At 56.5% G+C, this 20,462-nt stretch carries 12 protein-coding genes and 5 pseudogenes; 11 read left to right on the top strand and 6 right to left on the bottom strand.

The genetic code is table 11. The features are described from left to right. Nucleotides 1–199, bottom strand: a 199-nt coding sequence (locus B060_RS0121790) for a hypothetical protein (protein WP_026173057.1), incomplete at its 3' end; no start/stop codon positions are given. Between the two features lie 1,123 nt (nt 200–1,322). Here B060_RS0121790 and B060_RS0121785 point away from each other — a divergent pair. Continuing rightward, on the top strand, nt 1,323–3,638 hold the full coding sequence (locus B060_RS0121785) for a TonB-dependent receptor (RefSeq protein ID WP_081606993.1): 2,316 nt from the start codon (nt 1,323–1,325) through the stop codon (nt 3,636–3,638). 107 nt (nt 3,639–3,745) lie between these two features. Continuing rightward, on the top strand, nt 3,746–5,002 hold the full coding sequence (locus B060_RS0121780) for an MFS transporter (RefSeq protein WP_018083927.1): 1,257 nt from the start codon (nt 3,746–3,748) through the stop codon (nt 5,000–5,002). A gap of 153 nt (nt 5,003–5,155) precedes the next feature. On the opposite strand, the pseudogene B060_RS28165 reads toward B060_RS0121780, so the two are convergent. Then, nucleotides 5,156–5,861 (bottom strand): annotated as a pseudogene (locus B060_RS28165) (DDE-type integrase/transposase/recombinase); the annotation flags it as partial. A 192-nt stretch (nt 5,862–6,053) separates the two neighbouring features. Then, a complete protein-coding gene (locus tag B060_RS25575) occupies nt 6,054–7,931 on the bottom strand; it encodes a CocE/NonD family hydrolase (RefSeq protein ID WP_081606992.1) in 1,878 nt (625 codons plus the stop codon). A 304-nt stretch (nt 7,932–8,235) separates the two neighbouring features. Between B060_RS25575 and B060_RS27865 the strand changes: the two are divergent. Further along, nucleotides 8,236–8,463, top strand: a pseudogene (locus B060_RS27865) (hypothetical protein); the annotation flags it as partial. Nucleotides 8,464–8,581: 118 nt separating this feature from the next. On the opposite strand, the gene aptA reads toward B060_RS27865, so the two are convergent. Further along, entirely contained in the window at nt 8,582–9,913 is a 1,332-nt protein-coding gene (gene aptA / locus B060_RS0121755; protein WP_051081134.1) for an omega-aminotransferase AptA, read from the bottom strand. A 304-nt stretch (nt 9,914–10,217) separates the two neighbouring features. On the opposite strand from aptA, the gene B060_RS0121750 reads away from it, so the two are divergent. The 5 genes from B060_RS0121750 to B060_RS0121730 all read left to right on the top strand — a co-directional run bounded on the left by B060_RS0121750 (nt 10,218) and on the right by B060_RS0121730 (nt 17,096). Beyond that, complete coding sequence (locus tag B060_RS0121750) at nt 10,218–11,735, top strand: aldehyde dehydrogenase (protein WP_155847962.1); 1,518 nt, start codon at nt 10,218–10,220, stop codon at nt 11,733–11,735. Between the two features lies 1 nt (nt 11,736). Next, complete coding sequence (locus tag B060_RS0121745; RefSeq protein ID WP_018083921.1) at nt 11,737–13,182, top strand: NAD-dependent succinate-semialdehyde dehydrogenase; 1,446 nt, start codon at nt 11,737–11,739, stop codon at nt 13,180–13,182. A 21-nt stretch (nt 13,183–13,203) separates the two neighbouring features. After that, nucleotides 13,204–14,598 (top strand): glutamine synthetase family protein, encoded by a 1,395-nt coding sequence (locus tag B060_RS0121740; RefSeq protein WP_018083920.1) that lies wholly within the window; start codon nt 13,204–13,206, stop codon nt 14,596–14,598. Nucleotides 14,599–14,671: 73 nt separating this feature from the next. Next, on the top strand, nt 14,672–14,818 hold the full coding sequence (locus tag B060_RS27475) for a hypothetical protein (RefSeq protein WP_155847963.1): 147 nt from the start codon (nt 14,672–14,674) through the stop codon (nt 14,816–14,818). A gap of 439 nt (nt 14,819–15,257) precedes the next feature. After that, the gene (locus B060_RS0121730) at nt 15,258–17,096 is read left to right on the top strand and encodes a tannase/feruloyl esterase family alpha/beta hydrolase (protein WP_018083918.1); all 1,839 of its coding nucleotides are present in this window, start codon (nt 15,258–15,260) and stop codon (nt 17,094–17,096) included. A gap of 33 nt (nt 17,097–17,129) precedes the next feature. Here the strand turns inward: B060_RS0121730 and B060_RS28160 are convergent. Continuing rightward, nucleotides 17,130–17,330: pseudogene (locus tag B060_RS28160) on the bottom strand (IS5/IS1182 family transposase); the annotation flags it as partial. A gap of 391 nt (nt 17,331–17,721) precedes the next feature. Between B060_RS28160 and B060_RS0121725 the strand changes: the two are divergent. The 3 genes and pseudogenes from B060_RS0121725 (at nt 17,722) to B060_RS0121710 (ending at nt 20,183) form a co-directional block, all read left to right on the top strand. Further along, complete coding sequence (locus B060_RS0121725) at nt 17,722–18,504, top strand: gamma-glutamyl-gamma-aminobutyrate hydrolase family protein (protein ID WP_018083917.1); 783 nt, start codon at nt 17,722–17,724, stop codon at nt 18,502–18,504. A 127-nt stretch (nt 18,505–18,631) separates the two neighbouring features. Further along, nucleotides 18,632–19,398 (top strand): annotated as a pseudogene (locus B060_RS28565) (IS5 family transposase); the annotation flags it as partial. A gap of 56 nt (nt 19,399–19,454) precedes the next feature. Continuing rightward, entirely contained in the window at nt 19,455–20,183 is a 729-nt protein-coding gene (locus B060_RS0121710; protein WP_018083914.1) for a hypothetical protein, read from the top strand. Here B060_RS0121710 and B060_RS25570 read toward each other — a convergent pair. Continuing rightward, nucleotides 20,172–20,462 (bottom strand): annotated as a pseudogene (locus tag B060_RS25570) (IS630 family transposase); the annotation flags it as partial. The gene B060_RS0121710 and the pseudogene B060_RS25570 overlap by 12 nt on opposite strands.

The raw sequence follows: 20,462 nt of genomic DNA, 5'->3' as shown, positions 1-20,462 counted from the left end.
CGGCTTGTTCAGCAATCTTGGCGTCGCGAACCGTCACCGCCAGTTTCAAATCTTCAAGGGTACGAGATTGTTCTTCAATGACCTTCGCTTGCGAACCTACCTCCGTCTGGAGTCGCTCAACCTGCCCCAAAAGTGTCGCAACAACACTGCGCAAACCCGCCAGGGAAAAATCGTCATTCGATTCAGTCGATGGAGCCATCTCCAGTTTGAATCATAACCGCGAGTCCCTGCCAAGCCCCCTTGCACGCCAATTTGCCCCGGTTACCCTTTAGGCAACTAAGTTGATGAAATTAATAAGAATGTTAGAAGCAATCTTAAATGTTTCCCGCGGATCGTGTCCCTAGACGGGGGGTCACTTAGCTATGGGCCTCACTGCATTCTGAACAGGTCCGGATTTCTCGTCAGTTTGCCATAGCAGCATGCTGAGGCGTGGCTGATCGCTGATTGAGCGATGGTTTCAAGAGTGATGTTTCGTGCGCGCTGAACCGTCCCCTCGTCGTTTTGTTAGTGCAGGACTGCGCCGAACAGCTTTGTGACGGCATCGTCGTCGTGGAAGGTGCCCTCGCGACATCGCAGTGGCGTTTGATTTCCCTACTGAGCCGCCCGATCGGCTGGTGCAGTGGAGCATCATGTGATGCTCATGTGGGAAGGTCACGTAGTCTAGCTCATCGCGCTCTGCATCAACCTTGGTCGTGGCAAGCTTCGGCGTTTTGGGTATGAGCTGATCAGCGACGTTTCGCCATTGTGTGCTGGCAGCTTTTTCGGTTGCGGTTGCTCCAGTGAATCGAACAGAAACTGGGACGACCTGAGAGAGTCTCGACGGTGAATATTCGCGGGCTTTGAGGCGAGCTTGTCTGTGTTTCAGGCTGCCATCCCTTGCCTGCTGTTGAGCCTGTGGGAATGCGTGCAATGCGCTCTCGATGGGCGCATTTCCACAAGCGCGGCCGGCTTCAAAATTTGCCGCGGCTTTTTGTTATCTAGCGGCTGATGTTTTCGCTCGTCATTGTAAAAGCCGAACCATGTTCCCATCCACATCCGGGCATCGCCAACCGAGACATAGACACGGTTGGGCACGTGCGAATTGGCCCGATGACCTGCGGGAACGCGTGTTCCGAGGAGCGAACTGTGGCGGAACAGTCACTATACATCAACAATGATGTTGATGAAATACGGGTAGTCACTTGTTTTTAAGACGCATTTATGGGGCCCGCCGCAGAAGCTGCTGTTTTTTTCAACAGTGGTGTTGACAGATTTGTGAAAGTCCCCCTCTATTGAGATTACCACTGCGCGAGCAGGCCAGTCGAAGAAGGAGATTTGAGACTATGCGTAACATACTCAAAGTAAAATTGCTGGCTTCGGCCATGTTAATAGCTGACTGCGGACTTGCAACGCAAGCATTGGCCCAGGTGAATGCTGCACAGCCACCTGAAGACACGACCACCGTCGTCGTGACAGCGGAGAAGCGCAACTCTACAGTTCAGAAAACGCCCATTGCCGTTACCGCTATAAGTGGTGATCAACTTGCCGCCAGGGGTGTTACAAGTGTATCCAATCTGGTCGGCGACGTACCCGGCCTTTCAGTCCGTTCGTCAGGACCCGGTCAAAACGAGTTCACAATTCGTGGGCTTTCATCGCCGGCGGGTGTCGCACCGACCGTCAGCTTCTATCTCGATGAGACGCCAATCAATCCTCCATCGGGTTCAACGGCTGGCAAAACCTCGATTGATCCAACCATCTATGACCTTGCACGGGTAGAAGTCTTGCGCGGGCCTCAAGGTACACTTTACGGCGCCAGTTCAATGGGGGGAACGATCAAATTCGTGCCTCAGGCTCCGGTAATCGGCAAATTCGCGACAAGCGCAAAGGTGGGCGTAGAGGCTACGGAGGGCGGCAATGAGTCGACCTCCTTTAACGGTATGATTAATATTCCCCTGATTGACGGCAAGCTCGCATTGAGGCTGGTTGGATCGGTCGTCGACCGCGGAGGCTGGATAGACCGTGGCGTTGTGAATGACTTTCCGCTGCCCGATCCGAGCATAACAGGCAGTTATTTTACCGCGCCGAGAGCGGACCTCTCGGGTGTGACGCCCGACAAGGTGTATAAGAACACGAATACGGTAAGATCTGACACTTTCCGCGCTGCTGTCCTTTGGCAACCAACCGATCGGCTGACTATCACGCCGTCGTTCTTTTATCAAAAAATTCGTACCGGTGCACCGGATAGCTATGATGAATCGCCAGGCACTGATGTTCACTATCAACCATTCGATATCAAAGAAACCTACGGGGATGAGGCCAAGATAGCCACAGTCAAAGGGCAATATAGTTTTGACGATTTCGATCTAAATTCGGTTACGTCGTACGCCCGTCGGCGCCAAACCCAGGTTCAGGACAGTAGTGAAGGGCTATTCAAATCGAACGCCGATTTCGAAGGCCTTACTGGATATGCCATTGCGGACGGCGGCTTGGGCCAAGCGTCGACGACAGAATCTCAACCGGTAACGCAGTTCACCCAGGAAATCCGATTGACCTCGACCACTCAAAGTGATTTTTCGTGGATCGTTGGCGCCTACTATAACCGCTTTACCTCGCACTACCAGGCAATTTCCATTACCCCAGATGCGGGACCGATCCTGGGTACGACGGTCGGTTACAGTGCCGATCTCGCGGATGAGTCGTCCGAAGTCGCAGTATTCGCGAGCCTCGGATATCAACTCACCCCAAAACTAAAAGTGACCGTCGGCGCGCGGCAATATTCATATTTAGATAACGTTTCTGGTGAAACCGGCGGCATTTTGGGCGGAGGCGTCATCGATGCCAAAAAGGCCAAGACAAGCGGCGTCAATCCTTCATTTAATCTGTCCTACACGCCTTCTTCAAACCACCTGCTATATGCCTCGGTGGCAAAGGGGATGCGTCAAGGCGCGGCTCAACCTGCTACACCTCATATTTGCGACGCCGACGTCACCGCCTTGGGCCTCTCGGAAGCACCAACCCGTTTCGATCCTGATTATGTTTGGAACTATGAACTGGGCAGCAAAAACCAGTATTTTAATCGCAAACTGACACTCAATGCGGCGATTTATCGCATGAAGTGGCAAGGCGTTCAACAATATGTGGCGCTGCCTCAATGTGGCTTCACATATACAGATAACGCTGGGGAAGTCACGGTGAACGGGGTCGACTTCGAGTTTGATGCTCGCCTGCCGGCCGGTTTCGGCTTGTCTGGAAGCGTCGGGTATGTCGATGCGGCTTTTGATCGTGACGATCCGCGAACCGGCACAATGGCGGGGGATCCATTGCAGAACGTGCCGGAATGGACCGGCAATGTAGCATTTACCTACGACAAGGATTTCGGCAGTGATTACGCACTGAAGGCGCGTCTTGGCGCATCCCATGTAGGCGGCTCACGGGTTGTTTCGTACGACAAATTCCAGCTCGATGGTTACACCCTCGTTGATGGCCGAATTGGTATTGGCAAGGGCAAGTGGCTGGTTTCCATGTATGTGGACAATCTGACCAATGAGCGCGTTGTGCTTAATCGTCCGCTAGCGCTGACTTTCAATGTGCCTCGCCTTGATCGGCTTCAGTCGTCCCGCCCGCGCACTGTGGGAATCGAATTCACGATCAAGCAATAGGTCTGCGGGTTAGGCCCGGAGCCAAAATTACAATGCGATGGCATTGCACCTTACCGCGCTTATCTCGGTAAGGTGCAATGTTGAGTGTATAGTCCTCACGGCCACACATGGGGTTTGATGAGTTTAATGGGAGTATCGTCGGTATGGAGAAGCATTTTGCTGCGAACGGCGCGGTCAAACCGGAAGTGGCGAGTGCGGATCGGTCCGAGCTTCTAACCGTAATTGCCTGTTGTGCGCTCGCGGTGGCGGGCCAAGGCTTTTATAATGTGATGCCGCTCTTGTTTGGTGCAATCGCCAACCATAGAGGTTACACGGACAGCCAGGTGGGATGGCTTGGTTCTGTGGAACTTGGCGGTATGTTCCTCGGTTATTTGCATGCCTGTTGGGCGCTTAGAAAAACAAGCCATATGACCTTGGCTTTGTGGGGTGTTATCGTGGTTTTCGTAACCGTGGTGGGGTCGGCGCTTGCTCCTGACTTCAATTCGTTGGCGATAGTTAGGCTGGCGGGAGGCTGGGCTGCGGGGCTGACCTACTCTGTAGCTATTGCTCGGCTGGCTCTCACTCAGAACTCAGATCGGAGTTTTAGCCACCTGAACGCCGTCCTTGTCGTCATCGGGGCCGCTCAAACTGCAACTCTACCGCTTATTATTGTTCGCTGGGGTATTATAGGCGCATTTGCCAGCTTATTCGTGATTTGCCTCGTTGGCGCCGCTCTCATAAGCGGTTTGCGTGCAAAGCCAATGAGTGAAGTAGAGGTCTTACCCGGAGTCCGCGCTAGCAATGTCAGTTCATTCGGAGGCGTTCAGATACTTTTCCTTGTCGCCACCGGGCTTTGTCAATTTGGACCTGCCGTTGTCTGGACCTATCTTGATCGAGTAGGGCAAGAAGCTGGTATGACCGAAGCCGCTGTAGGCTGGGTTATGACCGTTAACTACATCATTGGCGCAATTGGCTGCTTTTTCGCTTGGCATTTAGGTAGACACATTGGTCAGCACCGTTCGATGATGCTTATAGCTGGGCTACTCGTCCTCAACTTCCTGAGCTGGTTCTTGCCGCTCTATGATCTGCCCGGTTTCGTTGTGAGAATTATTACATTCGGTTTGCTATGGGGCCTCGCCTCGGTTTATCAGCAGACGGCGATGAACTTGCTTGATCCTTCAGGCCGCTCGGCGGCCTTGGTTCCTGCTGCGCAGGGCGTTGGGCTTGCGATAGGACCGGTCGCCGGCGCCCTCATGGTCGATAACGGCGCTTCGCCTACCGAGGCGCTCGGTTTAGCCGGGATCTTTGGCGCATTGGGGTTCATTGCATACCTATTGGTATATATTTTGTTCCGAAAAAATCATCCCGATCAAGCGAACCTTTGAGTGGAATAGCGTGGCGCGAAACGGAGTAGGGGCATTGTCTGATGGTGTATGCATTGCCTCGGGCAAAATAGTTTCGAATATGCCTCAATTACCTTGACGATTTCGCCTGTAAAAAACAGCCACCAAGATAACGAACGCAGGGCTCTTCCACTAGCGCTCGATGAAGACGTCATCTCGCCAGCATCCCTTGCCATCCATGCTAATCTTGATTTCCTCAGCCGAAAGGCGACCAGTAAACATCAAACGGGTGAACCGTGTTGAAGATCTCGGCGCGACTGCAACGCGAAAGAGTCTGGTCGAGGATGCGCACGCAAAAGTCAGCTTCCATCGAGATCGACACATCCCAAGCCAGGGCCCGGCGGCTTGCCCAGTCCAAAATCGTGCAGACGTAGGCAAAGCCCCGTTTCATGGGAATGTAGGTGATGTCGGTCGCCCAGGCCTGATTGACGCGGTCGATTGTCAAATCTCTTAAAAGATAAGGGTATATCTGATGTGTAGGGTGACGCTTGCTGGTGTTTGGTCGCCGGCAAATCGTGGTCAGACCGTATCATCGCTTTGCGCTCGGCAATCCGGCCTTGCCTAGCGCGCCGGCTAAAAAATCAATTTCCAAAGCCAGTTGCCCGATCTTCGCATGAAGATCCTTTAGATCGGGCGACGGCGCTGAAGCCGAAGGTTCGGCACCGAAAACGCCCTCGGCGCCCTCAAGCAACTGCGCCTTCCATGTTGTGGTCTGGTTCGGGTGCACGTCAAACAGCGTTGACAGCCCCGCCAACGTCTTGGTGCCGCGAAGGGCTTCTAAAGCCACCTTCGCCTTGAACGCGGACGTCTGGTTCCGCCTCGGTCGTTTCGCCCTGACTATTGCTCCTGCGCCCCATAATACGGGACCATATTGAAGTAGTCATCCACTTATCAGCCCGTCCAAAGTCCTGGGGCGGCTCTAAAGTAATCGGCGCCACCAAGTGAGACCCGGAGGGGCATGTCTCACTTGGTGGCTAGTTCGGCAAGCGGTGCTCTAAAAGACTGGCACTATGTAAGCAATATTGTGGAGACCTTATTGGCCTGCGAGCGGATCTGCTCGACAGGGCTGCATAATGATGGCGCCACAATCGCTCAGCGTTGGCGGAACTTTACTAGCATCGACTGTGCCGAGAACCAGGCGCGACGGATGGTCGGCATCGTGCCAAACCTTGTTGATCGCTGGTGTCGAGATCGGGGCAAACCCATAGCCGCCAGTCTGGCTCGGCGTTTCCACCCACAGACGGATTCGAGAACCCGCACGGAAGGCATGGTTGAACTTTGGCAGCTCGACGCGTCCAAGAACAGGTTCATCCGGAGTGAGCGCCAACAGGGAGGAAGTGGTGTTGAGCGCGAAAGGCCGCAGGACGGTCGATTTGCCCGTGTCCTGAGTCCGATGAGAGAGACGCAGCCAGCCGCGCTGGATATAGACTTCCTTGCCGTCAGGACGCAGTTCCGTCAATGTTACTTGGACATCCGTATCGGCCGCCGTCGAGGAAAGCCACAAGTCTGCACTCGCAGAGCCGTGGGTCAGTATGGTCTTGGCCAAGGGCTCGCTGCTGTAAGCAAGAGAGCCTTCGTTCCAGCGGTCCGGCAACGGCCCCCAGGCCGGGGCTCCGGTTTCATCAGCGTTGACGGCGGCCGTGGATTGCGGATAGGCGTAGAGGTCAGGCGCGCCGGACGCGGCACCGTCAACGAGCTTGCCTCCGCCGGCAAGAGTAAATACCAGGGGCCTTGCCTCAAGCGGGTAGGTCGGATTTGTGAGTATCCAACGCGGTTGGGCACGCATACTCGCCATGAGACCGGTCCCGTCAGTATGCGTTTCTTCCCACACCGTGACGTGCGGCTTGCGCTCGAAGCCATTCTTTTCGTCCTTCAGGAAGTGATCGAAGAACGGGATCAGAAACTCTTCGCGAAATTTCTCGGCAATATAGAGATCGTGATTGCCATTCGTCTGCAAGGTCCAAATCAATTCCGGCTTTAGCGTGTCATGGAAATACCCGCCACGGGATGTCGTCGCCTCATCCTGAGAGGACTCCAACGATAATACCGGGATGTTGATATTTGATGTCCGTAACGTGAGGTTCTTCTCTTCCATTTTATCGTCACGCAACGGATGACGGATCAACTGGCTTGGGAGAGAATCTCTCTCGGCGGTAATGTAATTCGTCGCGACCTGGCTTACGCAACGTTCATCGCCCTCAGCCTTTGCACTATCGCGGGCCGCGTCCCAACGGTTATGAAGAAACCACCACCAGTTGGTGACGAAGCCGGGTTGCGCGACGCCGCCGGGCGCAAAGCTATCGGCCTGAGGATCACCAAGCACCATGCCAGGCGCAATGGCTAGCAGATGGGGCGGACGCTCCGAGGCGGTCGCCAGTTGTGACATGCCCGCCCACGACCAGTTAGCCATACCGATCTTTCCATTCGACCAGGGCAGCGCGGCCAAAAACTCGACTGCATCGTAACCATCTGTACCGTAACTTCGGCCGATAAAGTCGAACTGACCCTCCGAACAGGCCGTGCCGCGTGCGTTTATGCCGACGACAGCGTAGCCCTTCTCAACCAGCGCTTTGTCGAGCAACGGATGCATGGCGGTATTGCCCTTGAGATATTCGTTGCTGCCAATGCTGCCGGGGTCATAACCGCTGTAATTAATGATGATTGGGAAAGGACCGTCGCCGGCAGGCAGAAGTGCACTGTAGCGCAGCTGGACGCCATCGCGCGCGGTGATATAGCCGACCACACGCTTGCCCCAAAATGGTTTCGTGCTTTGCGGTGACACGTCCCAGCCAGGCATAGTCATTACTGGCTCTTTAATGCCCAACGTAAGCGGAGCGGCGTGCGCGACCAACGGCAGCCCTGCGATAAGCAAGACCGCTTTTGCGGTTCGTTTTAATTTACTTAAGGTCATGAGTGTGTCCCCTTGGTCCCTATGCGGCAAGGTCACCGGCGCGGTGCTCTTACCCAAGTTGATGCTCAGCCCACGTTGGGCCGAAGTGATATTTTTAGTAGCGGTCTAGCCGCGACAGCCCTAGTCAAGTTCAGTATTGTCAAAATGTCAACACATGTGTTGAAATATAATCTAATGCGTCGTGACGTCGATTGCTCGTCCCGTGGCCTATCTGGGAACTTTGGTTTCCGGCGGTGGTACGTTCACGTCCGTGCGCGAATATAAAGACGGTCGCCCCAGGAATAGGACCCAGGCACTCCGGAAAGTCGGACTGCCTACCGCCAACGCCCTACGCGAGAAGCTGGTCGCAGCCGCGCAAGGCTTGCGCGTCGGTGTCTCGACCGATGCCTAGGCGCACTATGGCCCCTTGGTCAGTGCGGCTCACAAGGCGCGCATCGAATCCTACATTCGAATGGGTGCGGACGTGGTAGGCATCAATGTTCCGATCCCCGTGCCGGTGGCTTATCACAGCTTTGGCGGCTGGAAGCGATCCGAGCTTTATCATCCCGACCATGGCGTAAACAGAAAGGAGCCCCAGCACCCGGTCCGGGTGGTGGGGCTCTGATCCGGCTAGGGGGAGGAAACGCCGGATCAAACCTACGGTCTCAGCCCTAGGCCGTTTCAGTAAGAGCCTCACGGATTGTCTCGACAATACGGTCGATTTCCGCCGTTTCGATAATCAGCGGCGGTGACAAGGCGATGATGTCGGCGGTTACCCGGATCATCACCCCCTTGTCGAAGCACCGGTCGAAAACCTCCAGCGCACGGGATGTGGCGGCGCCCGGCCTTGGTTCCAGTTCGATCCCGCCGATCAGGCCGAGATTACGGATGTCGATGACGTGTTTCGCATCGGCAAGAGAATGCACGGCATCGCGCCAATAGCCGCTGATATCCGCCGCGCGCTGGAACAGATGCTCTTCTGCGTAAACCTCCAGCGTGGCCAGGCCGGCCGCGCAGGCGAGCGGATGGCCCGAATAGGTATAGCCATGGAATAGCTCGATGGGCGTGTCCGAGGCCGCAAGCAGCGTGTCGTAGATGCGGTTGGAACACGCGACGGCGCCCATGGGCACAGCGGCGTTGGTGATGCCCTTGGCCATGGTGAGAATGTCGGGGCGTACGTCGAAATACTCGGCCGCAAAACCAGCGCCCAGCCGTCCAAAGCCGGTAATGACTTCATCGAAGATCAACAGGATATCGTGTTTGTCGCACAGTGCGCGCAGGCGCTTAAGATACCCCTTCGGTGGGATGAGCACGCCCGTCGAACCCGCAACCGGCTCAACAATGACGGCTGCGATGGTGCTGGCGTCATGAAGCGCAACGATCCGCTCGAGGTTATCGGCCAGATCGGCGCCGAATTCCGGTTCATCCTTGGCGAAAGCATTGCCGGCAACGCCATGGGTGTGCGGCAAATGATCGACTCCCGTCAACAGACTGCCGAAATTCATGCGGTTGCGGACGATGCCGCCCACGCTGATACCGCCGAAACCCGTCCCATGATAGCCGCGCTCGCGCCCAATCAGACGCGTTTTTGTCGCATGACCACGAGCCCGTTGATAGGCGAGGGCGATCTTGAGCGCGGTATCGGCCGACTCGGAGCCCGAGTTCGTCAGGAAGATTTTTTTAAGATCGAAGGGCAGTATGCCCGCAAGCTTTTGCGTAAAGGCGAACGAGATGGGATGGCCCATATTGAACGACGGGGCATAGTCGAGCGTTGCCGCTTGCTGCTGGATCGCTTCGACGATCCGTTCACGGCCATGGCCGGCGTTGACACACCAGAGTCCAGCGGTACCGTCCAGGACCTGACGGCCGTCTTGAGTCGTGTAGTACATGCCGCGTGCGCTGCTCAACAGCTTGGGATTGGCCTTAAATGCTCTATTGGGAGTGAAGGGCATCCAGAAAGTATCGAGGGCTTCCGACGATGGCAGGTGGGTTAAAGTGTCCATATGTATTTCCAAACTCTTTCCTTCGGCAAACTTAAGGTGCGCCGAGACTGACCGTGCTCTTCGTTATTTACCAACATATGTGTTGAAAATAAATCAAAATAATGAACGAAGCCAATTTAAACTTAAACGTCCATCAAGGTGTTGAACAAGAAGAGAAAATTATGATTTATGTGAGAGGGTAATTTTATTTTACCGACACTGGGTTCGTGTGTTTGACGGCCTATCCTCACTATTTATTGACACATGAGTTGAAGAAAGATTACATCGAGCTTCCAAACTGTCCCCTTTGAGAGGCGAGGTGCCGATGTCGATATCTTTTCCCCAGCAAGCGTCAGCGAGTTTGCAAGGCGTACTAAACGCCATGGCGGATCTCCACCTGCCTTCCAGGGCTTTGGTTGACGGGGTTGAGGTCGAGGCGCAGTCCGGCGAGACCATCGCCAACCTCAGTTCGCGAGATGGCCACCAGATCAATACCTTGCCCGCACTCGGCGTCGCGGATGTAGATATCGCAGTGCGATCGGCTCGCGCTGCCTTTGAGGACGGTCGCTGGCGTAATCTGTCGCCGAAGGCGCGAAAGAAAGTCCTGCACAAGCTCGCGGACCTTATGGAAGTCCACGCAGAGAACCTGGCCCTGCTGGAAAGCCTCGATACCGGCAAACCGATAGCCAATACGCGCAGCGTCGATGTTCCGCTCGCCATCAACACGACCCGCTACTATGCAGAGGCGCTGGACAAGATCTATGGCGAGGTCGCTCCATCGCCGCAGGATCGGCTGTCCTATGTCCTGCATGAACCCTTGGGTGTCATTGCCGCGATCGTCCCGTGGAACTTCCCCCTGCATATGGCCATGTGGAAGGTGGCGCCAGCTCTGGCCATGGGAAACAGCCTGGTCCTCAAGCCGGCTGAACTGTCTTCGATGTCCGCCCTCTATACGGCGCAACTGGCTCTCGAAGCCGGCCTGCCGGCCGGTGTATGGAACGTCGTCACCGGCTTAGGCGTCGTCGCCGGCGATGCGTTAGCCCGCCACATGGATGTCGATCTGATCGCCTTTACCGGCTCCGGACCGGTGGGTCGATCCCTGATGCGTGCCTCCGCCGATTCCAATTTGAAGCGGGTGTCGCTTGAGCTGGGCGGCAAGTCGCCGCAAATCGTATTCGCGGATTGTGACGATCTCGACACGGCTGCCACGAACGCGGCCTGGGGTGTGTTCTACAATCAAGGCCAGGTCTGCACCGCCGCCTCGCGTCTGCTCATTGAGAACTCGATCAAGGACGTCTTCCTGGAGAAGGTGGCCAAGGTCGCCAGGAGCATAAAGGTGGGCGATCCCTTCGATCCGGCCACGCAGTTCGGCGCCATGGTATCCGAGCGGCAGATGCAGACGACGCTCAATTATATTGCAAAGGGCAAGGCCGACGGCGGCAAGTTGCTAGTGGGTGGCGGACAGGCGCGCGCGACTTCGGGCGGTTTCTATGTCGAGCCGTCCATTCTCGATATTGCTCGTGACAATATCCTGGCGCGCGAGGAAGTGTTTGGCCCCGTGTTGTCGGTCATGGCTTTCGAGGACGAGGCGGATGCGTACCGTCTCGCCAACGACACCATCTATGGCCTCGCCGCCGGTGTGTGGACAGCTAACATCAGCAAGGCAATGCGGGCGGCCAAACAGCTCAATGCGGGATTGGTTTGGGTCAATGGCTGGGACGCCTGTGACATCACGTCGCCGTTTGGCGGGGTAAAACAATCCGGATTTGGGCGCGATCGGTCGCTGCACGCCCTCTACAAATATGCCGACCTCAAATCGATTTCCATATCATATAAAGCCTGACATGCTTCTCTCTCAAGCCCATTTATCTCTTATTGGTCACCATCTCAGCGCCGAGCCGAAGGCGGGATTTTTCCCGGTCATAAACCCCGCCGATGGCACGGTGCTCACCCATGTGGCCGATCGCACAGCCGAGCATGCGCGGGCGGCCATCGCGCTTGCAGACGCCGCCTTGGCCGCCTGGTCCGGTCAGACCAACAAGGCTAGATCGATCATCCTGAAGCGATGGCATGAGCTGATGGTGGACCATGCCGAAGATCTGGCCTTGCTCGTGACTCTGGAACAAGGGCGCGCCATTCGCGAAGCGCGTGGCGAAGTCATTTATGGCGCCAGCTTCCTCGAATGGTTCGCGGAAGAAGCCAAGCGCGCCTATGGCCGCACGATTCCAGCGACCGCGCCCGGCAAGCACCTGCAAACCATCAAGCAAGCGGTCGGCGTGTGTGCCGCCATAACGCCTTGGAACTTTCCCATCTCGATGATTACCCGGAAAGTCGCACCGGCCTTGGCGGCCGGTTGCACCGTGGTCATCAAGCCGTCGGAAGAAACTCCACTCTCCGCCTTAGCCGTCTATGAGCTTGCGCTCAAGGCAGGCGTTCCCGCCGGTGTCCTGTCTATCATCAACGCCACGGACGCGCCGTCCATCGGCGCGGTCTTTACCGAAGATGCTCGAGTTCGTAAACTGAGCTTCACCGGCTCCACCCCGGTGGGGAAGGCGCTCTATGCGCAGTGTGGCGCGACCGTAAAGCGCATGTCACTTGAACTGGGCGGGAACGCGCCCTTTCTGGTCTTCGACGATGCCGACCTCGATGCTGCAGTGGAGGGAGCGATCGGCTCCAAGTTCCGCAATTCGGGCCAGACCTGTGTGTGCGCTAACCGCTTCTTCGTTCAGGCCGGCATCTACGACGCCTTTGCATCAGCGCTGGCGGCACGCGTCAACACTATGAAATTGGGCGACGGGCTGGATGAGGCCACGCACCTCGGCCCCCTGATCAATGCCAAAGCCGTTCAGAAGGTTCGCCGCCTCGTCGATGACGCTGTCTCTCAAGGGGCCATCGCGGTCATGGGTGGCACTGTATCCGTGCTCGGCGACTGCTTCTATGAAGCGACCGTGCTGACGGGCGTGACGACCGCCATGGCCATCGCCTCGACCGAAATCTTCGGACCAGTGGCGCCACTCATTCGCTTTGAAACGGAGGATGACGCTATTCGAATGGCCAATGACACGCCGTTCGGCCTGGCCGCCTACGCCTACACCCGTGATATCGGGCGCGCCATGCGCATTGCTGCGCGCCTGGAATCCGGAATGGTCGGCATCAACGACGGTCTTATTGGCACCGAACTGACGCCCTTTGGCGGGATTAAAGAATCCGGACTGGGCCGCGAAGGCGGCTCCGAGGGCCTCGATGAGTACCTGGAAATCAAATACATCTCCTTCGCCGGCCTAGCCTAACCTCACGTCACGAGTATTTCCATGACATCTTCAATCCAACCGCGGGTCGCGGCCGTTGCCGAAGCAGAACAGTTTCTGGCCGCGCATCCGCATATCAACTATTTCGAGATCCTGTTCACCTCGATGAGCGGCGTGCCACGCGGCAAGCGTCTGCGCCGCCACGAACTGATGCCTATCTACACCTACGGCCGGTTCCTGCCGGGCTCTATCCTTGTCGCTGACATTCAGGGCGATGATTGCGAGGCCACGGGTCTGGTCTGGGAAGATGGCGATGCCGATCGCGTGGCGCGCCCTGTGCCGGGAACGCTCGTGCCGGCGCCGTGGTTAGGCGATGACGTCGGACAGGTCATGCTGTCGATGTACGAACTGGACGGCACCCCCAATTTGCTGGATCCACGCCATGTCCTGCAAGGTGTGCTCGATCGGTATGCCGCCGATGGCCTGACCCCGGTCGTCGCTTGCGAACTGGAATATTATCTCGTCGACATCGAGCGCGACGCTGCCGGCCGGCCGGTGCCCGCGACCGCCTTTAATACCCGTGAGGTCCCAAAAGGAACGCAAGTTTACGGCTTGCCTGAAATTGAAGCCCATGGCGCCTTTTTCCGCAAGCTCTGGGAAGCTGCCGATGCGCAGAATATCCCGCTGGAAGGCGCGATCTCGGAATTCTCACCGGGCCAGGTCGAGTTGACCCTGAAACACAGGGCTGACGCCTTGCGCGCCGCCGACGACGCGGTCCTCTACAAGCGCTTGGCAAAAGGCGTTGCGTTAAGCTTCGGGATTGAGGCCACCTTCATGGCCAAGCCCTGGGCGGACCGGGCGGGCTCCGGGTTCCACGTGCATATCAGCGTAGCGGATGGCGCCGGTAATAACCTGTGCGCGTCGGAGGCACCGGAAGGCGCTCCGCTTCTGCATCACATGATCGGCGGCATGAAAGATCATCTGGCCGACTGCATGGCCATGCTCGCGCCGGGGGGCAACAGTTACAAGCGCTTCAAGGCAAATTCATACGCTCCCGTCGGCTTGACCTGGGGAGTCAACAATAGAACGGTCTCCCTGCGTGTCACTGCGGGACCGGCCTATACCCGACACGTCGAGCATCGGGTGGCAGGCGCCGATGGCAATCCCTATCTGGTTCTGGCAGCCATCCTCGCCTGCGCTCACCACGGCATAACGCGAAAAACCGATCCGGGTCCGGCCGTGGTCGGTAACGGCTATGCCGAAGCGGCCGAAACCGGGGCGACCTTGCCCGCCAACTGGTTTGCTGCGGTCGATCGGCTGGAGCGGTCCGATACGTTGCGCGACTATCTCGGCGATCGCTTTGTCGACATGTATGTAAAGGTCAAGCGCACTGAGCAATCGCGTTTCTTCGAAGAGGTCACCAGCCTCGACTATGACTGGTATCTCCGCAATGCGTAAACCGTTGGCGGTGTTCAGAGAACGCATACCATGACTGCATCGCTTCTGGGCATCAAGTCCTTTAGGTGCAAGGTTGGGACGGAACGGGCTTATTAGCGTTGTTCAGCGTTATGTCGATGTGGCGCTGAAAAATAGCGGCTGCGCCGCCCTGAGCATCCGTGTCAGTTCCATCGTTTTCGGCCCGACGGGCTGGCCGGCCATCTGGACGCCTTACTTCTGAACGGCTCCCCCTTGAATATCGGAGGCTTACGGTATGGCTTGGCAGCAGGCGTGGGACTTTTCGAGTAGGCTGCGGCCCGTGGCCTCACTCCATTTTCGAGCTGCTGCACAAAGATGATTTTTTCCTGGAATGGTCATTACGCCAACATATGTGTTGATAAATGGTGTGATCTGCAGCGCCTTTTGCACCGACTTGTGGCTGAAAAACTCCCCGAAGCGGTCTTTTCCAAGTCAAATATCGAGTCTCGGCTATTACTCAGGTCGCCTTTTATCGCATTTTTCCGTTCAAGAAATTTGAATGCAAACGGGGGTGTTGACAAAATTGAAGTCTTGGGTCGTTATTGAAGCCAGTCCAACGGCGATGTGTCATTTGAAGAACGAACATATGCGGCGGAAGGCAGGCTCCTCGCTAAAAACCCAACTAGAGAAGAGAAGTTGCAATGTTGAAGAACACTTTGTTATTCGCGAGCGTGGCACAGCTGGCACTAGGCACAGCCTTCTGCGATGTCGCCGTCGCGCAACAGACGCTTTCGACCGCGTCTTCTTCCGGGTCTGGAAATGCCACGCGGTGTAGCGATAGTCTAAAGGCAGATTACCACCCCAACGCCGACACAAAGGTTACGCTCGTTCATCTGTTTCGAGCAGGGGAAGACATTCATCTCGGTGACAAGCCCTCAGGACACAAGGCCGACCATGATGTTTGCGTCGTAAAGCTGCTTGTAGGTCCGGGGTACCCGGGACCGAAGGATGCTCCGTCTACATCCGAAGGAATCGGCATCGAAGTGTGGTTGCCCGCCAACGCTGCGGAGTGGAATTCTCGGGTACGCGTTTTGGGGGGAGGCGGCTTTTCGGGTCAACCGACTGAGATGTCACTGACGGATTTGAATGCAACCCAGGAGGTGATCGATGTGGTCAATGGGGGGTTTGTCACATCGAAGCAAGACACGGGGCATCGCTCTGAAATGTCTTCTGAAATTACTTCCGGTGCTTTCGGGATGACGCCAGATGGCAAGTTGAACACTGTTCTTTGGAGCGACTTTGCCGAAAGAGGCGTGCACCAGCAGGCAGTTCAAACAAAGGGGCTGGCGGCTTTTTATTACGGCCAGCCTGTCAAATATTCGTACTGGGATGGGTGTTCGACTGGCGGTCGCCAGGGGTTGGTAGAGGCGCAACGTTACCCGGATGATTTCGATGGACTTCTAATTGGTGCACCGGCAATCAATTGGTCCAAGTTCGTAACCAGCGAGCTTTACCCACAGGTGGTCATGCAAAACGACCTATCCAGGCTCCTAACATTAGACCAGTTGAGCTTGGTGTCGGCTGCAGCAGTGAGCGCATGCGATTCCAGACTCAACGGTCGCCACGACGGCTTTATCACCGATATGGAAAGCTGCCCCTACGATCCCATCAAAGACAAGAAGGTCTTATGCAAATCGGCGGGGGGACTGAATGTCAGCAAAGCGTGCCTCACCAGACGGGACGCAAAAGCTATGAACAAGATTTGGTACGGAATGACCGACGACGGCCGCGTCGCAAATCCGAAGAAATCGACTGGTTACGGCGAAGTGCTAGATAGCCACCAACTCTGGTTCGGGCTTTCCCGCGGGACGGACGCCTCATGGCTCGCCTATAGTGAAGATGGTGTTGGCTTCCCTTTCTCAATTGCGACAGACCAAGTTGCCTTAGAGACCGAACGACCCGCCCTAGCCGACCCCACATTCAAGAATGCGACAGGCAACGGACAGGACGGATGGCGTAAGCTAAATTACGCCGATTTGGCAAAGGCCTATGCTCAAGGCTTAGAGAAGCAATCTCAGATGGGACATATCAATACCGACAACTCAGATCTTTCAGCTTTCTTTGCGCGTGGTGGAAAGATCATCCAGTACCACGGCGTCAACGATCAATTAATCCCAAGCCAAGGCTCGAACAACTACTATGCAAGAGTGGCAAAGACCGCGGGCGGGTATGAGAAGGTCAGAGCCTTCCATCGTTACTACCAAATTCCTGCTATGGGACATTGTTCGGGAATAGGCGCTGTGAATGGCATCGACGGGACAAGTCCACCGGCAAATCCGCCACTGCCGGCTCCAAATCAACTTTTCGCCGTCCTTGAGACTTGGGTCGAAAAGGGCGTGGCGCCGAATGAAATTGTCCTTTCGAATGATAAGATGAGCAGGCCTGTGTGTCCGTATCCGGAGAAACTTGCCTACACTGGCGGCGATCCAGATGTGGCATCGAGCTATAGCTGCGTCGTAAGGTCCAAACGAACAAGCTAAGAGTACCTTCAAGGCTCTATGCCTGAGACCCGACTAAAAAGTTCCTGAGACATAGCGGTGCCTTGCCAGCCTTCGGGTCAAGAGCCTGAAGTTGGCAATAACCGCCGACGCGGTTGCGCTTTGCACGGTTGCTTCCAAGTCCTCGACCGGCCGTCTTCGTCGGCCGAGTCAGGCGAAGGTGCGTTCGACGAGCCAGCGGAGTGACAGGACCTCGAAGCCCTTGGCTGTATTTGAAAAGTTTCGCAATTGTACACGCATTACAAGGACGAAAAGGCTGATCTATTGTTCAACATATGTGTTGGCGAAATTTGATCGAGTGCGGACTATTGGGTGGGGAAGCGTCTTAGGAGATGGGGGTGACTAAGCCTGTACCGAGTCCGCTTGAAGGCGGATTTCCGCGCCTGAATATCAAATTTGCCGCAGGCCCAGCTCCTAGTGTGTCTTCGGCTTAGCCGACGCAAAACGTTATGCGGCGCTCATACAGTAGAAAGTAAGGTTTTCCAGTTGGCTCCGAAAAGCCGCACCATTAGCGCAATCGCGGGCTACATCCGACACTGCTTGCCAGGCGTACGATTGGTATCTTCGCAAGGCTTAGATTTGGGTAATTTTTAGATAAGGAAGAACAATGACCACACCGGTCCTCGGAATCATGTCCTGCAACCGCACCGTTGGGCCCGAACAGGCCTATGCCGTTATGCAGCGCTATGTCGATGCGGCGCTGAAATATAGCGGCTGCGCCGCCCTGATGATCCCCGCCAGTTCTATCGGGTTTCGGCCCGACGTGCTGGCCAGCCATTTGGACGCCTTACTTCTGACGGGATCCCCTTCAAATATCGAGGGCAAGCGCTATGGCGCAACGCCAGGCGAGGGACCGTTCGATGCCGAGCGGGACGAGGTGGCGCTGGGCATGGTCCAGGCGATGGTTTCGGCGGGCAAGCCCATCTTCGGTATTTGCCGGGGATTTCAGGAAATCAATGTGGCGCTCGGGGGCAGTTTGCGCCGCGATGTTGGCGGCGACGCTGCGGGTGAGGCCGGCTTGCGGCACCATGCGCCCAATGAGTCGAGTTTCGAGGGTATGTTCGCCCATGAGCACGACGTCAACCTTGTGCCGTTCGGTGTACTCAAACAGCTGTACACATCAGGCAATGTGCAGGTAAATTCTGTCCATTATCAAGGTATCGATCGCCTGGCGGACGGCTTACGAGCTGAAGCGGTTGCGCCGGACGGGCTCATAGAAGCTTACAGCGGTAACATCGAAGGCGCGGACATCCTGGCGGTTCAATGGCATCCCGAATGGGATGTAGACGCTAGACCGCAAAGCCAGGCCTTCTTTCGGATGATTGAAACGACTCTCACCGCCAAAAGCCGCCGGCTGGCTGAGCATTTCGCCGATCACGTGGCGGGATAGATAGCGGGCGGTGGTCTGTGCGCGCTAGGACCTGTTGACAAAAGGGCTTCTCAAATCAGCGGCATAATGATTCAAGGATTCCTCTTAGAGGGAGGACGCCTTGGATCGAGGGGACTTGTCGAATGCGGAGTGGGCGGTCATCGGGCCCTTGCTGCCGTCGGAGCGGGGACGCTGGTCGCGACCAGCCGAGGATAACCGCCGTTTTCTTAATGGGATGCTCTATGTCCTTCGGGTCGGTTGCCCTTGGCGCGACATGCACGAGCGATACGGAAAATGGAACTCGGTCTATGTCCGGTTCCGCCGCTGGGCTGAGCAAGGGATCTGGGATGCGATGTTAGAAACCCTTGTCGAGCTTGGGCTGACAGACAATTGGCAACACATGATTGATTCAACCACCATCCGGGGCCATAGTCAGGCGGCCGGAGCCCGGGGGGGACTTATAAAGAGGGTTTTGGTCGAAGCCGCGGCGGCTTTACGAGCAAAATCCATGCCCGCTCAGACGGTCAAGGACGCCCCCTCGGCTTTGTCCTGACCGGAGGCGAGGCTTCGGACTACAAGTCCGTGGAAGGCTTGATCCAGCTACCGGTAAAGAACCCCAGACTGATGCTGGCCGATAAGGGATATGACAGCGACGAGGTCCGCGCCGCCCTCCTGATGAAGGGGATCTTGCCGGTGATCCCGCCCAAATCAAACCGCCGGGAGCCAATTGCCTGCGACTTTCGAGCCTACAAAGATCGCAATCGCGTCGAGCGGATGTTCAATCGGATCAAGCAGTTTAGGCGGATCGCCACCCGCTACGACAAGACAGCAACCTCATTCATGGGCTTTCTGGCGCTCGCCTCGGTCAAACTGTGGATGCCAACTTATGTCAATAGGGCCAAGGGCTTTTCTTAAGGGTTTGGTCACCCCAGCGCGGTAGAGTTCAAGCTCAGAGTTCAGGGAGCACTAAAGTGCAGGTTTCTTCACTTTCGGCCTCATCAATCAGCGCAACGTTCGCGATCAAGTCCAGAGTCGATGATCAGGTCGCGGGCGCGGCCAATGACGGTCCGGCCGTGCGCGTTACCCTGTCGGCCACCGCCAAGTCGGTATTGGCCGGTGGCGCCCCCCCGACCACGACCGCCACGGTGAACAGCGCGGGGATCGCGACCACGTCGGTCAACGACGCCCTCGCCTCCAGCGCCGAACCGATCTACGGCGCGGCGGGCAGCGGCCTGAAGACCTACCCGACTGACTTGTCGACACGCTATGATCAATTGGCCAGCAAGTCATCTCTCACTCCCGACGAGACGGCCGAGGCGCTTACGCTCAACCAGGAGCGCAACGCTCGCGAGGAGAAGGCCTTTTTCCAGTACGCACGCCAAGCCAACGCCGCGGCAACACCGGAGGAGCGCTCGCGGCTTATGGGCCAGTTCAACAAGGCCTTCATAGAATATTATGACAGCTTGTCGCCCGAAGAGCAGGCCTCGCCGCGCTATGCCGGCACGCGCTCAGGCGCCGCCTCGGATTATGTCTCGTGGAGCAAGGAAGCTGGTGAGACGCCGGACGATCTTTCCCCCTCGGGCGACCCGATCCTGATGCTGTTCGACAAAATCCAGGAGAAAACTTTTAATCGCGATGGCGATGGCGCCAAGTCGATGTTGCAGGACTACAAGGACGAGGCGGCCAAGCTAGTGTTGTGACTCTAACGCCTGTCGCCCCCTGGCGACCTTTTCAAGAATGTCTGTAGCGGATTTGGTCCAAACGAAGGGCTTTGGATCGGCGTTGTGATGATCGAGATAGTCTTGAATTGCGCCTTCGAGTTCGGCGACACTCTTGAACACGCCGCAGCGGATGCGATCGCCTGTTATCAAGCCGAAAAAGCGTTCGACCTGATTGAGCCAGGACGCCGAAGTGGGGGTGAAATGCATGTGGAAGCGAGGATGTTTGGCCAGCCATGCTTTGACCGCCGGATGCTTATG

Source organism: Asticcacaulis benevestitus DSM 16100 = ATCC BAA-896 (assembly GCF_000376105.1).
Lineage (GTDB): Bacteria > Pseudomonadota > Alphaproteobacteria > Caulobacterales > Caulobacteraceae > Asticcacaulis > Asticcacaulis benevestitus.
Note: the sequence above shows the minus strand (reverse complement) of the source record. Positions and strands in the feature narration are given on the sequence as shown.